The sequence below is a fragment of the Bacteroidia bacterium genome (genome assembly GCA_027493955.1).
In the GTDB taxonomy this organism is placed as follows: Bacteria; Bacteroidota; Ignavibacteria; order SZUA-365; family SZUA-365; genus JAOSJT01.
The window spans coordinates 3536427-3549380 of record JAOSJT010000001.1; the positions used below are offsets into that span (position 1 = coordinate 3536427).

General features: G+C 54.9%; 10 protein-coding genes. 3 read left to right on the forward strand and 7 right to left on the reverse strand.

What is annotated here, in order from left to right; all coding sequences use genetic code 11:
* Positions 1–23 precede the first annotated feature (23 nt).
* Positions 24–881 carry an RNA methyltransferase gene (locus M5R41_13520; GenBank protein MCZ7557413.1) on the reverse strand — a complete coding sequence of 286 codons (858 nt, stop codon included), beginning with the start codon at positions 879–881 and terminating at the stop codon, positions 24–26.
* A 12-nt stretch (positions 882–893) separates the two neighbouring features.
* Positions 894–2174, reverse strand: coding sequence for a DUF445 domain-containing protein (locus M5R41_13525; protein MCZ7557414.1), 1281 nt, complete (start codon positions 2172–2174; stop codon positions 894–896).
* A gap of 778 nt (positions 2175–2952) precedes the next feature.
* On the opposite strand from M5R41_13525, the gene M5R41_13530 reads away from it, so the two are divergent.
* On the forward strand, positions 2953–5073 hold the full coding sequence (locus M5R41_13530; GenBank protein ID MCZ7557415.1) for a thioredoxin domain-containing protein: 2121 nt from the start codon (positions 2953–2955) through the stop codon (positions 5071–5073).
* 80 nt (positions 5074–5153) lie between these two features.
* Here the strand turns inward: M5R41_13530 and M5R41_13535 are convergent, their stop codons facing one another.
* The 5 genes from M5R41_13535 to M5R41_13555 form a co-directional block, all read right to left on the reverse strand.
* Complete coding sequence (locus tag M5R41_13535) at positions 5154–5699, reverse strand: hypothetical protein (GenBank protein MCZ7557416.1); 546 nt, start codon at positions 5697–5699, stop codon at positions 5154–5156.
* Between the two features lie 116 nt (positions 5700–5815).
* Positions 5816–7975 carry a S46 family peptidase gene (locus M5R41_13540; GenBank protein ID MCZ7557417.1) on the reverse strand — a complete coding sequence of 720 codons (2160 nt, stop codon included), beginning with the start codon at positions 7973–7975 and terminating at the stop codon, positions 5816–5818.
* A 205-nt stretch (positions 7976–8180) separates the two neighbouring features.
* Positions 8181–8630, reverse strand: a complete 450-nt coding sequence (locus M5R41_13545) for a DUF6265 family protein (protein ID MCZ7557418.1) — start codon at positions 8628–8630, stop codon at positions 8181–8183.
* Between the two features lie 208 nt (positions 8631–8838).
* On the reverse strand, positions 8839–9645 hold the full coding sequence (locus tag M5R41_13550; protein MCZ7557419.1) for a M48 family metallopeptidase: 807 nt from the start codon (positions 9643–9645) through the stop codon (positions 8839–8841).
* 118 nt (positions 9646–9763) lie between these two features.
* Positions 9764–10270 carry a hypothetical protein gene (locus tag M5R41_13555; protein ID MCZ7557420.1) on the reverse strand — a complete coding sequence of 169 codons (507 nt, stop codon included), beginning with the start codon at positions 10268–10270 and terminating at the stop codon, positions 9764–9766.
* A 438-nt stretch (positions 10271–10708) separates the two neighbouring features.
* Between M5R41_13555 and M5R41_13560 the strand changes: the two genes are divergently transcribed.
* Both M5R41_13560 and M5R41_13565 read left to right on the forward strand, forming a co-directional pair.
* The gene (locus M5R41_13560; GenBank protein ID MCZ7557421.1) at positions 10709–12148 is read left to right on the forward strand and encodes a DUF1565 domain-containing protein; all 1440 of its coding nucleotides are present in this window, start codon (positions 10709–10711) and stop codon (positions 12146–12148) included.
* A gap of 181 nt (positions 12149–12329) precedes the next feature.
* The gene (locus M5R41_13565; protein ID MCZ7557422.1) at positions 12330–12881 is read left to right on the forward strand and encodes a DinB family protein; all 552 of its coding nucleotides are present in this window, start codon (positions 12330–12332) and stop codon (positions 12879–12881) included.
* Positions 12882–12954: the final 73 nt, after the last annotated feature.

The following is a 12954-nucleotide window of genomic DNA, read 5'->3' on the forward strand; positions in this document are numbered from 1 at the left end:
AGCTTCTCCTTTGCGGCAAGCCCTTATTCCTCGTTGTTCAGTGTGGAAGCCGCCGCAGTTGCAGCGTAGAGTGCGACGGCCACGGCATTCGCAACATTGATCGAGTCCACACCTTGACGCATGGGAATGGTGAACAAGACATCGCACAGCGCTGTCGCTTCCGACGTCAGCCCATACGCTTCACTCCCGAATAGCAGACAAAGGGAAGCATCACCTGCGTCACACGTCTGGATGTGCTGAAAGACCTGGCTCGATCCGCCTCGGGGTACCGCTCCAACGAGTCGAACCTTGCCGGAGCCTCGCAACAACCGGATATCTCCGAGAATGTCGTCACAGATCCGAATGTGGAGCCGGAACATATGCCCGACGGAGACACGCACACTTCGCCGAAGCCAGGGTGAGCAGCTATCCCTCCCCACCAAAACACCGTCAACCCCGAAGGCGGCGCAATTTCGAAGAATCATGCCCATGTTTTCCGCATCTGCAATTCCTTCGAGGGCAACCAGTAATGATGCTTTCTCTTTCGCTCCACGCAGCACCTCGATGGAGGGATTTTCCGGAATAGTGCCCACAGCCATCACACCATGATGGAGCGCATAGCCCACGATTCGTTGAAGCACCTCCTCGGGAGCCACAAACACTGGTGCATCTCCAATGCGGGCTGTGTCGAGTATGGATGTGTTTTCGGAAAGCCATTGCTCGGTGATCAGCATCGAGCGTATCGTGACACTACTGTCAAGAACGGCGCGAACCACTTTCGCACTCTCCGCCACAAAATGGCCGCTCCCCCAATGCCAGGTGCGCTCCCGTAAGGTTCGATACGGTTCCAATTCTGCTATGTCGATGTCCACGATATGCTGAATGTTTAAATCGCTACGCATCCTTCCTCACATTCAATGCAGCCAATACTTGAGCAGAAACAGCATCATACCCACGAGCCCTCCCACCAATGCGCCGTTCAGGCGAATGTATTGGAGGTCTCCACCAACCTTTTCTTCGATCTGTCGCACCAGTGTTTCATCGTCGAGTCGCTCCAGATTCTTTTGCACGAGACCACCGATTTCACCGTGATACCGGTGAACCAGTGCAGTGATACGCTCCTTCGTCCAGCGATCCAGCTGATCCTGCGCTTTTTCATCCGCTGTGAATGAATCCAGCATCTGATCGAGAAAATGAAACAGATGCTTCAAGATAACCGGATTGTCAGCTTCCAGATCCGCGATAGCGGCTTCACGCATGCGTCCGATGAGCGGAGCAAGCAAATCGATGAATGTACCCTCTTCCGTCAACGAGTTTCGCAGCCGGGAGAGGGATGCGCGGAGACTCTCATTCTCTCCCACTCCCTCAATCATCTGCCCCAACCAGCGGTCCACATCCGCCCGTGCAGGATGCGCGGCATCGTTTCGAATATGCTGCAATTCGTCCGACACGGTGCGTAAAATTGCGTCGGCCAAATCCTCGTAATTCAGCGCGTTCACGCTTTCCGCCATCCATTTTCCAATGCGCCGCAGCGGACCGTCCGCATAATCTTCCGCAACCGCTCTGAGATTTTTTACCACGAGTTTGCGCACCTCGGCGCTGCCAAGCCAGGGTCCGATGCGCTCCAGTACCACGTCGAGCATGGCATCGTGCCATCGCCAGGCCATGGCTTGACCTCCGGCGGCCTTGAGCCATCGAAGCATGTCATCTTCGCGCACCTGCTCGTGCACAAGGGCTGACAAGCGCTGTGCGATACGCTTCGGTTCTACGGATCGAAGCACCTCTTCAAGAATGCTTCGCAGAAAACGGTGCAGCGCATCCCGCGAACCCTCTTCCGACAGCCAGGCCGCCACGCCTCGTCCGACATGCCATCCGGAAATACGCTCGAGTATGGCTTCCTGGGTCAACCAGCGATTTTGCACCATGTCAATAATCGCCGCGCTGATTTTTGCGCGGTGCTTCGGAATGATGGCCGTGTGAGGGATGGGGATGCCGAAGGGATGTCGGAACAATGCCACCACCGCGAACCAGTCCGCAAGACCGCCAATCATGGCTGCTTCGGAGAAGGCGTGAAGCAATGCCAGGAGAAATACATCCGGAAACGGCAATGTTACCAGGAACAGCAACGTTGCGATCCCGAGAGACACCGGCGCCAGTCGCTGGGCGCTGATATTGGCTTTGCGTGTCTGCTTCATGCATCTAAACTACGTCACGGTACCATGCATGACAAGGCGGTGAACGTCACAAACTTCTCCACGGCACGGCGCGCAAAGTCTGTCGCCGATTTTTTTTAAAAGGTATCCTTTTTTGCCCGTCCGCAGTAATCGTTCTCCACATTGAGCGCATTTTTCGTTTTGCCATCAGCCCATCGCCATTAACGACGTCCGGGGACGAAAGTCTCCAACGTGAACGGCAATTCCATACCGAACGGTGCTCCATCTGTCACAGATCTTGGCAGATGCCGGATAAATATTATGCCCTGATGCACTAACCTCGACGCCGGTGCGAAGAACTTGTTTTCGCCTCCGTCGCCGGAAGGTCCCTTCTCAATCACGGCTGCCCTCCCGGGAAGCGCGCCGCCTTCCAGGCACGGAATGGTATCGACACCACCGGCATTGATCTTTCACCGGAAGCAATCAGAATTGCATCGGAGAGGGCGTTTACTCAACGAATTGAACTTTGCTCTTCCTTCATGAATGCAAGAGTATTTCACGGAAGTCGGCCTGACATTTGCAAATCTGACTACGCTGCTCTCTGTGCCATATCGATCCACCCCGCTACTTTACTACCGCTTCGCCTCGCTGCATGGAGTAGACCGTACGTTACTTCGTGTCATCCCGCCCATCCGATGGTACGCATGGATGGTGTTGTTCCATCTTTCACGATCAAGAAGAGGGTGTTGAACCCAAGGCATGTTTTTCTTGTTGTGCGAATGACTTTCCCCTACATGGAACGCACAACGACGCTTCTCTTATGCCCGACACAATAATCACACGCGAAAAAACCGCCGACATTCCGGATCTGTCCACGCTGCCTCAGGATGGGGGATCCGAATTCAATCGCCTGGTCTTTACCTCCAGTCCCTACCTGCTGCAACACGCACGAAATCCCGTTGATTGGTATCCGTGGGGAAACGAGGCCTTCGATCGCGCACTGCATGAAGATAAACCCGTATTCCTCTCTATCGGCTACTCTACCTGTCACTGGTGCCATGTGATGGAGCACGAAAGCTTCGAAGATATATCTGTCGCCACCTTGCTGAACGAACACTACATCGCGATCAAGGTTGACAGGGAAGAACGGCCCGATATCGATCATATTTACATGACGGTTTGTCAGGCCATGACAGGATCGGGCGGTTGGCCTCTCAGCGTTTTTCTCACACCGGACAAGCTTCCTTTTTTCGCGGGGACGTACTATCCGAGAGAAGACCGCCACGGACGCCCCGGTTTTATCCGCATTCTCAAGGCCTTGCATGATGCCTGGAAAAATGAACGTCATCGGGTTACCTCCATCGGGACGGAGCTCCGCGACCGACTTCGAGCCGCGTCGGCCCGGAACGCAGGCGCGTTGCCGGCAGACATGGTGCAACTCGCGGTTCGGGCGTTCACGCATTCGTATGACTCCGTGTTCGGGGGCTTCGGAAACGCCCCGAAATTTCCGATGGGCCATACTCTCAGCTTTTTACTCCGCAGAGCACACGCAGCAAACGACGACAATTTGCTCGCGATATGCGAACACACTCTCCGCCGTATGTACGACGGTGGCATCTGGGATCACCTCGGTGGCGGCTTTTGCCGGTATTCTACCGACCGGCGATGGCTCGTACCGCATTTCGAAAAAATGCTGTACAACAACGCTCTTCTGCTCATGACCTATGCGGAAGCCTGGGCCGTAACCCGCAATGTCCGCTACGAGCAGGTCTGCCGTGGCATCGCTGCCTATGTGCGTGAATATATGACCGATGCATCCGGAGTGTTTTTTTCGGCGGAGAATGCGGATAGCGAGGGTGAGGAGGGGCGGTTCTACGTCTTCACTCGTCAGGAATTCCGCTCCGTGGTTGGATCCCGCTACGCTCCGATGCTCTGCGAATATTTTGGTGTTGAGGAAGCCGGCAATTTCGAGCATGGTACCAACATTCTTCACATCGCTGTCGATCGCAACGAGTGGGAACAGCGCCATGGCCTCACACCGGAATTAGCGGACAGCATTCTTGCTGCGGCACTCTCCGCGCTCAAAGACGCAAGAGCAAAACGTGTCCATCCTTCGCTCGACGACAAAATCCTGACTTCCTGGAACGGACTCATGATTGCAGGTCTGGCGATGGCTGGACGTATTCTCCGGGATGATGAAATGCTTCAATCCGCTGTCCGTGCTGCCGACACACTACTCGGGCACATGATAACCCATGATAGACGATTGCTCCATCGTCTGAGAGGAAACGATGCGGGAATCAGCGGTTTTCTGGAGGATTATACCTTCCTGATCTGGGGTCTCATCGAGCTGCATCAGGCGACGTTGGAACTGCGCTACCTCGAGCAAGCCGTGATGCTGGCCGAGCATATGCTTCTCTCTTTCGAAGATGATGACTCGCGCGCGCTGCGTTTCTCCGCGCGTGATGGTGAGGCCTTGATCGCCGACACAATCGATCTCCACGACGGAGCCATACCATCAGGCAACGGTGCCGCCGCTTATGTGCTCGTCCGTCTGGCGCGAATTACAGGCCGCGTGGAGTTCGAACAGCGGGCCGAGGACATTCTGAAATCGGCGGCATCCTCCATCTCGGCGTATCCAACCGGTTCCGCGGTCTTTCTCATGGCCCTGGATTTGATGGAGGGAGAGAGCGTCGATCTCGTCCTCTCAGGTGGCCAGATCGGTGAGTTCCTCTCGGTTCTGGACTCTACATGGAATCCGCGTATGCACGTACTGCATCGCCCGGAGGGGGAAGAGGCAGAGCGCCTCGCACGAATTGCGCCTTTCACCGCTGCACTCGTCCCGAAAGACGGAAAAACCACCGCATACGTTTGCAGAAATTTTGCCTGCGATCAACCCGTCATGACTGCAGCGGAGTTACGGGCAAGTCTTGCTCTCTGATATTGCAAGGACAATACCGTCACCGGCCCGGTTTTATCGCCCGTCGATAGGGACCGGGTTCTCGTTAAGCGACATCACCTTCAACGAAAGCGCACTTCGGCACGCGCGTCTTCTTCGTACACGGCGGAATGCCCAGCTACCCATTCCCCATTGCGAAGGTACTGCGAAGCCGTGCGCAGCTTGCCGTCGTCACCGAGTGTCGCGGTACTCTTTACTTCGGTAATTCCATTTTCATTTCCCGTCACGAACTCATGAGCGGTAAAGGAGCGCCCCTCGGCGGTCATCGTCCCGGTCGTGAAAAATCCGGCGGTAGTGAAGTAATAAAATACCAAGGATTCCTTTTTCTTGTCCCAGAAAATGATGGACTCTCCGCCGTACGCTCCGTCGTTCACCGAATGCAGCGTCCGCACCGCTGTGCCATTTAATGCACGCTCATAGCGCGCGACGTCAATCGTGGGTGCGCTTGCCCCGGGATCCCCCAGCACACCGCGCCAGGTCTTTCCGAGAAACGGCCTGAACACCTCCAGGTGGGCATCGAGCGCGGTACCGTCCTGCGCCAGCATTGGTGCTGCAGTACAGAACATGCTGAGAAAAAGGGTAACGACAATTGTATTTCGTGGTTTCATTGGTATTCTCCGATTGTTGGAAAGAAAAAGTAACACCCGACATCCGGAAAGAAAAGAGCGGGTTGGATTCCCGCTCTTCACGCTCTGTCGACTCACGGCTGTGCAACTCTGGCGTTCTATTTACGCGCGTTTTCCAGCTCCTGGATAATGCGATCCATGCGATAGATGTGCTTCAGGGATTCGAAGATACCGGCGGAATGAACAGAGATGGTCCGGTTGCCCTTGTCTTCCGCGAAGATGAACTCACCGGGTAGACTCTCGATATTCCCGTCGAACGCGCATCCGACAATTTCCTTGCGAATGTTGATCACCGGGCTGCCGCTGTTCCCGCCGATGATGTCTGCTGTGGAAACGAAGTTGAATGGTGTGGCGAGATCAAAGCTCGGTGGAGGATTTTTCCAGCGCGGCGGCAGGTCCCATGCATTGCCGCTCATCATCGCATCGAATGCGCCGTCGCTGTCCTTGAAGGAGTGATAACGATCATACATCCCGTAAAAGGTAGTGTATGCAGGGGCTACAGTGCCGTTGTACGAGTACCCTTGAACAACCCCATCCGAAATGCGGAGGGAAAACGTCGCATCGGGTGGATAGGAGGTGCCATAGACATCGTACAGCGCCCGACCCATTCGCTCCCTCTGCGTTTCGAGTGCTTGCGCGAGCTCACGTTGCCGCGCCGCTGCGTTATCGTAACGAGGTTGCATCGCCAGGGCGAGACGAAGGAAGGGGTCCTGTGATCGCTTCAACGCCTCGCTTCCTCCCGTAAGCAGTGTCTCGAGCGCGGCTCCGTCACCGAGTATTGAAGATTCGAGCATTTCCGTGGCGAGACGTTCGCCGCTCCGCGATCCGAACTGCGATCGGATGATATCATCCTTTTCCCCGAGCATGTCCCGCATCAATGCGAGTTGTCGCTCGAGGACCAGGCGTTCGATATCGGCGTCGAACTGCACTGCTTCGGTGAGCGCCGAGCGCATTTTCTGCAGGCCCTCTCCTTTGAACGCGCTCGATCGTTCGCTTTCCTCCTTCTCGCTTTCCGTTATCCAGCGCACTATCGCTGCGGCCCTCTCCGCATGAGCGCTGACACCGAGTCCAGCTGGTCTCAGGGCATACAAATCCGGAGCGACAGCTCGTTGTGCGGTAATCAGTCCGGCAATGTTTTCCCAGAGGTCTGTATAGCGTGGTGCCAGCGTGGAATTCTTTTTCACGTCTGCTTGAAATTTCGCGTCAAAATCCCGGCGTCGCTGCATCAGCACATCGTCGCGTAATCCTGCAAGGCGGCCGCCATAAATTTCCTGGGCATTGTTGATCCCGAATATCTCGTCAAAGTATGCGGCGTCGTGCTTGTCCTTATTCTTCTGTAACCACTGCTCGAGTATATGCTTACGGTCTGTCAGAAGCCGATAGGTAAATGGGACACGCATATCCCGATCAAATTCCAGCATGGATGCTGTTACCAGACGACCCGTGCGACCCGGATTGCCAACCACGAATACTGGTTCACCAATTTGGCTACCTTTGGGACTCCAGCGGAAGTAGTGTGCTGTCTTCAGCGGCTTTCCATCGTCACCATACACCCGAAACAGGTCGCAATCGAAGGAATAGCGCGGGTAAGCCCAGAAATCGTACACACCTCCGAAAAAAGCGAATCCGCGTTCGCTGGAAAAGACCAGGCGTACATCGTTGTATCGTTTGTAGAGATACGCAGAGTACCTCCCGCCGTGATACAGCGTTACCACCTGGCAGCGTAAACCATCCTTGCTCAGCGATTGCTCCACGGAGGTGATCGTTGCATTGCGTGCACGGAGAGCGTCTGGTCCCTCCTTGCCTTCCATGGCGGCTTGAATCTGAGAGGTAACGTCGCGTATCTCAACGAGCTGATCGACGAACAAACCTTCCACCTTGCGTTCGTCCTCTAATCGCAGGGCGACAAATCCGTCACGCAGCAAATCCTCGCCTTCCCGCGTCACCCCCGTCACCGCATCGATCCCGCAATGATAATTGGTCATAACCAATCCCTGATCGCTGATAAATGAGGCCGAGCATCCGTTCCCAAAGCGAAGAGCGGAAAGCCGGACATCGTCGAGCCAATCCTGGCCGGGACGAAAATTATACAGAGCGGAAAAGTGATCCAATGGCGGATACTCGAAAGTCCACATGGTACCATTATCGAGCCGTGTGGGAGGAGCAGCGTTTTGCTGCGCCCTCGCGGGAAGCATACCGCAAATGAGAACCACAAGTGTCAGGAGAGGAACTGGATGGAAAACGCGCCTGATGTTCATTGGATGTCCTGCTGGTCCGTTACAGATGCACGCCGCTACCGTCGTGTGCGCGGTAGCGGGAGGTGAGATATGTAAATTACGGAAATACGGCAATATGGAGCGCCATACACGACGAATCACCGGCTCACGATGAGTGCTTTCCTGGGTAAGCCGGGCGTTGCGCATTTTCCATGCGCTTCGGGAGGACTGACACGGAACGTTCGATTCATTCAACAGGTCTGAACCGCCAGCTCCGGACCTTTCCACCCTCCGCGTCGGAAATGCTCGCGCGCAGCATGCCATCCGAATCCCGTGCATACTGGATACGCTGCGGGTAATCATGCGTCGGGTTGATGAATCGCACGAATCCGGGGGCCAGCGAATCGGCGATGAACACCGTTTCCACCTTTCCACCCGGACTGGCGTGAAAATGCAATGCACCATCGCGCTCCACGATGCGCAGGTACTCGAAAAACGTTTTACCATTCGCGGAGACGTCGCGATGCAATCCGAGCATCATTCCTCCCGAAGGCGCCATCCAGTACTCTTCCTGCTTCTTGGAACTTCCTTCGTACATCCAATGGCCCGCTAACCACGACAACGAATCAATGGAATTCTGCGCCTGGACCGGTATCGCGCAGACACTGATGCAAAAGACGACCAGAGACAGCTTCACGGCAAATCGAAACGATTGGTGAACAGTTGTGTTGTGAGTTTTCGCACGCGCGATACTTTCGGTTTCAGCATGCACGAATCCTGTTCCTCCTTGTTATGAAGCAACCGCATATTGGGGTGGAGCACCAAAAGCGAAAATACGGCTTTCCGGATTCGCTCTGTTGCATTTCAATCCCGTTCAGCATGCGCATCGGCATAAGCCATTGACGTCATTTCTTGTAGTAGCGCAACGCTTCCGGCATATGCTTTTGAATATCGGCAATGCGTGTCTGGTCGGAAGGATGTGTGCTCAGAAATTCCGGAGGTGATCCGCCTCCTTTCTTCGCCGCCATGCGCTGCCAGAAAGCTACTGCTTCATTCGGATCGTACCCGGCCATGGCCATGAAAATCAAACCCAGCCTGTCTGCTTCGCTTTCATGCGTGCGGCTGAACGGGAGCAGTACCCCCACCTGAGCTCCGAGACCAAAAGCTGTCATGTACAGCGCGCGTGTTTCAGCGGGCTTGTTGGCCAAGGCCTCGTTCAGCGCCATGCCTCCGAGCTGTGTCATCAAACCCTGACTCATGCGTTCATTGCCGTGCTCCGCGATGGCGTGCGCTATCTCATGCCCCATGACCACAGCCAGACCGTTCTCGCTTTGCGTGATCGGAAGGATGCCCGTGTACACAACCACCTTGCCGCCGGGCATGCACCAGGCGTTGACCTCGGGACTCTCAATGAGATTGAATTCCCATTGATACCCCTTGAGTTCACCGGACAATCCCTTTTCCGCGAAATACCGTTCCACAGCGCCCCTGATGCCGTTGCCAACCCGGCGCACCATATCCACTTGCTGGGCATTGCTGCTCAGCTTGTTGTTCTTGAGGAACGTACCATACTCCTGATAACTCATGGACTGCATGGTCCCGGCGGGGATAATGTTCAGCTGCTTTCTTCCGGTGATGGGAACAGTACTGCACGCGATAAGGATGAGCACCGCAGCCGAGACAGCGGAAAGTGGCACAATGAAGCGTTTCATAATTTCTCCGTTCTATAAAAAAAGAAAAAATCGGTTTTGTTGCACGCACAACCCAACGACGGGGTTTCCGCAGGCGCGCAGAAGCATCCTGGCATGAATCGAAGCCGCCCCCCCCGACTCACTGGCCGAGGCGGCCGGCAAGCGCGGCGAGACGTCCCCTCCAATACACCTTCATTCTCTCCGCGCTCACTCGATCGGGAAGCTTTTCGTGCTGCACGGAAACTCTGCATCTACCGTTCGCTGTGACAGCGAAATCCACAATCACGCGGCTTCCGTCATTCCAGAGAATGCGCAGAGATGCATTTTCCCGTGCAGTGGTGATTTTGAACTTCTCCGTGAGCCAGTACATTCTCTGGCGGCCATTCTTCCAATGTGCGTAGACATACGATAGATCTGCGGTGAGAGTCTTCGTCACGCTGATCGAGTATCCATCGGCCTTCTCGTGCTTGTCTCGCAACCCCCGGGCTTGCTCATAGCTGACCGTCACCATCTGCTGCCACCATGCGGAGAGACTCGTACCGTTCTTGAGCAGGGCAACAATCTTGTTGTGAGACAGCTGTGCCGCCCCTTCGGTGTCCAGGAGCTCGAACCACTCCGCCCAGCGCCTTCCTGTGCGGGCGTGCACGGCTTCGTCTGTAATAGATGGCGCAATACGCAATTCCACTCTCGCCGATGTCTCTGGTATATCGTGAAACCTCAATCTACAAAGAAGGCCCGGGCAAATCCAATGCGGCTGCAATACAAAACGAAACACCTTTTCGCGAGATCGCTGCGGTGGATTGATATCCTCAATTCACAGGGAATCTGCTACCCCTGTCAGAGCCGTTTCGGGCGCGATATCAATACGCTGCTTCTTCACTTCGATGCTGATTTGAACTCTACCGTTTTTTTTACCATTATTGCTGTCAAGATAACAGACTCTTTTGCCCTGCTGCCTCGTTGCAATACGCGGATTCAACGCCGTCAAAATGGTATACCATTGTCCGTATACCATCACGAGTCTCACAACGAGGTCACAGAGTACGAAACATCTGACGCACCTTTCACAACATATGAGCGTACCATGAAAAATCATTCGCACGTCATCTCCTTCGCTCTCGCTCTCTTCCTGCTCCTTTCCGCCGCACCCGAACACCTGTACCCTCAAATTCCCACATCTCGTGATCTCAAAAAAGCTGTCAAAGACGCCACAAACAGTGCGCGCTCGGCGGGAAAAACCATGGTGGAAACGGCGCCCCCCGTAGACGCACCGGCAAAACCCACACCGGGTGGCGGCACGCTCTACGTTTCAATTTCCTCAGGAAACAACAAGAACGACGGAAGCAAGAACAGTCCTCTGAAAAACATTGACAAAGCGATCGCTATCGCGAAACCCGGGGATGCGATCCGTATTACCGGTGGACGCTACAGCGGCACGCTCAATGCGGGCTACATCGAAAGCGATAAAGCCGTTCAACTTTTCGGCAGCTATAATCAGGATTTCTCGCGGCAGGATATTGCCGCTCATCCCACAGTGTTCCAGCCCGACAACGAAAGCGCTCGCTCGAACCGTAAAGCCCTTCTGAAATTCACGAAGGATGTGGCTGGCACCGTCATCGACCATATCGTCTTCGATATGGGGGAACGAAATGCCTACAGTCCGAAAGAAGGTTTCGTGGACGGTGTGGAAGGAGGCCGTATGCTGCAGCCGACAGAGCGTCCCCCGGTGGGCAATTCCACTGTCGGAGAACCGTGCCTCCAATTCATGAGCGCGACCACCGGCGGAGATGTCATGGTTCAGAATTGCGTCTTCGTGAACGGCGCGAGCTTCGCCCTGCAGGCGGGACATCGCAGCGGGACTTTCACCGTCAGAAACAACATATTCGTTGCCAATAAAATGGCCGCAATCGAGATTTACGGCACCTGTGCGAATACCGGCGGACCGAAATCTCTTTCTCTCTGCGGAGACGTCGAAATCGCGTACAACACAATTCTCTTCACCTGGAGCCGTCTCAAGGACTTCCAGGATATGGGCTATGGGGTGCGTGTTATGACCAAGTGTCAGTATGCCATTCATCACAACGTGATCGGTGCGAGCATCCTTGCCGCCGTGGATCATACCCGATTCAACAACAACGAGTGGGTACGTATCGATGACAATATTTTCTTCGTGAATAAGGACAAAGATCTGCACTACAGTCCCGCAAGCAATACACGCCTGCGGGTTGACGCATCCGATTTCGGAGATCTCGAAATAGCGAGTGCCAATGGAAATCGCAACGAAATTCCTGCAGCCCTTAGGGTGAATAAAGCATACCTCGAGGGATATCTTAGTGCCCGGTACAGTGAACAGGTGGATTACAACCCGGATTCACCGGCAAATCAGTGGCGTGAGGCAATGGGCTTGAACAAGCAAGGAAAGATCCAATCGTCCGTGTCAATGTTTGCGAATAAATATCCCTGGAAGGATGCGATCGAACTTTTCGGCAATCTGCAGGGACACGGTGCTCAGCTGCCCAGATAGGCGACAGGAAACGAAGCTCCAAAATAGCACATTGTGCCAGTGTCGTACGGCTGCGGGATGCTCCATCCCGCAGCCGTACGCCCACCATCAGGGATGGCAGCGTGTGCGGAAAGGTAGTGTAACGGAATATGTTGTACAACATTCGTTTGTTATATTCCCTTAGTACTTCCGGAGAACGGCAATGCACCCGCAGCTTCAGCGCATCGATCATGAGCTTCTCGATGCATCACACGCACTGCAGACGTTACGCGACACTATCCCGGCCGAACAATGGCGGGTGCGAGTCCATTCCGGTCGCTGGTCCATCGCCGAATGTGTCGCGCATCTCAACCTCACCTCCGAGGCCTTCCTCCCCCTGCTGAACGTGGCACTGGAAAGTGCCCGCAACCTTGCACAGGCACCTCCCCCGCGGTACAGAATGGACGTCATGGGTTGGCTGCTCTGGCGGATGCTGCCGCCGCCTGTTCGCATCCGGACCCGAACGACAGCGGCTTTCATCCCGCAATCGCTCGCGGAGGTATCGGAACTCGTCTCCGCCTTTGATAACCTGCAGCTGCAACTTCATGGCATAGTCCGGGACGCGGAGGGCCTCCCTTTGCAGCAAGTCCGGGTGCGATCACCGTTCAATGAAAAAACGACGTACAACCTTTTCTCTGCACTGTCTATCCTACCGCGTCACCAGCTACGTCATCTTTGGCAGGCGCAGCAGATTTTTCCCGATGCTATGGAATAACGATTTCTTCGCATGCGTACCGAAGCTACCACAACGCGAGGGGAATACAGACCGAAGCCGCGGAGTTCCTGTT

Excerpts from the sequence above, each read along its gene's own strand:
- M5R41_13525 (MCZ7557414.1), bottom strand. The coding sequence starts at position 2,174 with ATGAAGCAGACACGCAAAGCCAATATCAGCGCCCAGCGACTGGCGCCG.
- M5R41_13565 (MCZ7557422.1), top strand. The coding sequence starts at position 12,330 with ATGCACCCGCAGCTTCAGCGCATCGATCATGAGCTTCTCGATGCATCA.
- M5R41_13550 (MCZ7557419.1), bottom strand. The coding sequence starts at position 9,645 with ATGAAACGCTTCATTGTGCCACTTTCCGCTGTCTCGGCTGCGGTGCTC.
- M5R41_13560 (MCZ7557421.1), top strand. The coding sequence starts at position 10,709 with ATGAAAAATCATTCGCACGTCATCTCCTTCGCTCTCGCTCTCTTCCTG.
- M5R41_13535 (MCZ7557416.1), bottom strand. The coding sequence starts at position 5,699 with ATGAAACCACGAAATACAATTGTCGTTACCCTTTTTCTCAGCATGTTC.
- M5R41_13520 (MCZ7557413.1), bottom strand. The coding sequence starts at position 881 with ATGCGTAGCGATTTAAACATTCAGCATATCGTGGACATCGACATAGCA.
- M5R41_13530 (MCZ7557415.1), top strand. The coding sequence starts at position 2,953 with ATGCCCGACACAATAATCACACGCGAAAAAACCGCCGACATTCCGGAT.
- M5R41_13540 (MCZ7557417.1), bottom strand. The coding sequence starts at position 7,975 with ATGAACATCAGGCGCGTTTTCCATCCAGTTCCTCTCCTGACACTTGTG.